Consider the following 1,588-nt stretch of genomic DNA (forward strand, 5'->3'; position numbering starts at 1 on the left):
AGCCGGGTGTCGAAGAAGAGGCGCTTGCCCAGGGCTGCCAGCGCGGGATCGGGCCGGAACACGGCCGCCGTGGGGTCGACGCGCGCGGCGAGCTTCGGCGTCGCGCCGATGTGCTCGATCACCTGGCTCGCGGGGCCGCCCGGGCCGATGACCTGCATCGATCCGGGAGCGGCGCCCGCGGCACCCACGATCCATCCGAGGCAGGCCGCGCCCAGGGCGAGCGCGGCGCCCGCGAGCGGGGGGAAGCGCGTCGTGCGCCGCGTCACGGCGTCAGGAAGCCGGTCTTGTCGCAGCTCAGCGCCCGGCCGGTCTGCCCGCAGGTGGCGAGCAGCTTGCCGGCCACGGTGTAGGCCTTGAAGGTCCAGCCCACGTCGGGCGACTTCTTGCGCTCCATCAGCATGAAGCCGAAGGTGTTGTGGTGCGTGATGCGGTCGATCGTCACGCCGGGCGCGGGGGTGGTGCCGGCGGGCAGCGGATCGGGCAGCGCCACGTCCAGGTTGTCGCCGCCGTTGCCCGTCACCACGGTGGCCGGATGGTCGGTGGCGAAGTTCAGCGCCTGGAAGTCATGCACGTGGCCGTGCAGAGCGATGTGCACGCCGCTCGGGTAGTAGGCCTTCGCATAGAGGTTGTTCATCACGGACTGCAGCGCGAGGTTGCCCGGCGCGGGCGTCGCGCCCGCCACCGGCGCGAAGGCCAGGATCGGGTGATGGTTGGTGAAGATGGTGGTGCTCATGCCCGGCTTCGCGGCCAGCGCCGCCACGGCCTGGAACTGCTTCTGGTAGGCGATGAACTGCGGGTCGTCGGTCTTCAGCGCCGCCTTGCCGGCCTTGGCCGAGTCGAACACGATGACCTGCGAGCCGCCGCCCAGCGAGACGGCGTAGGGCTCGGCATAGTTGCCCGTGCTGTCGTTGGCCGGGTCGTTGCACGAGCGCTTGTCGGCGTAGGCGCGCGTGTCGAGGAAGCGGTACCAGCCCTGGCCGCCGCGCGCGCACTCCTCGTGGTTGCCGCGCACCAGCACCCAGGGGGCTTTCGCGAGCAGCGGCGCGGCGGGCCTGAAGAAGTCGGCCTGCCAGGTGTCCCAGCCATAGCCCCAGGGGCTGCCCTTGCAGCCGGCCACGTCGGCCGGGCAGGCGTTCTCGCGGTAGTGGTAGTCGCCGATGTGCAGCACCAGGTCGGGATCGAAGCCGGCGGCGGTGGCGGCCAGCGGCGCGAACGGCCACACGCTGCTGTCGTTGCAGGGCTGGTAGGCGTTGTCGGCCTTCTTCAGGCGGCAGCCGGTGTCGGCCAGCACCAGGATGCGCTGCGGCTCGGCCTTGGGCAGCGGCAGCGCGCGGCTGCCGACGGCGACCTGCTTCGCTCCCGCGGGCAGGGTGGCCTCGCAGGTCGACACCGGAAATTCCGAAGGCTTCGAGTCGGCGGGATCGCTGGCCGTGGTGCGCAGCGGCATCGAGCCCGCGCCGATGCGCAGGCTCATGCGGCTGGCCTTGCCGTCGACCGTGATCTGCGGGCAGGTGGCGTTCGCATCGGCCGCCGTGTCGGCGGCGGGCGCGGCGTAGCTGGTGATGACGCGCGCGAAGGCCGCGTTGCC

Annotated in this window: 1 protein-coding gene and 1 pseudogene; both read right to left on the reverse strand. The window is 72.2% G+C overall.

The window, feature by feature from the left end:
- Positions 1 to 266: pseudogene (locus tag AC27VN_RS40985) on the reverse strand (cytochrome B6); the annotation flags it as partial.
- A partial coding sequence (locus AC27VN_RS40990; protein WP_490880437.1) for a metallophosphoesterase family protein occupies positions 263 to 1,588 on the reverse strand: 1,326 nt, incomplete at its 5' end. The gene AC27VN_RS40990 and the pseudogene AC27VN_RS40985, both read right to left, overlap by 4 nt.

The organism is Variovorax sp. 20P10.2.4, assembly GCF_058244205.1.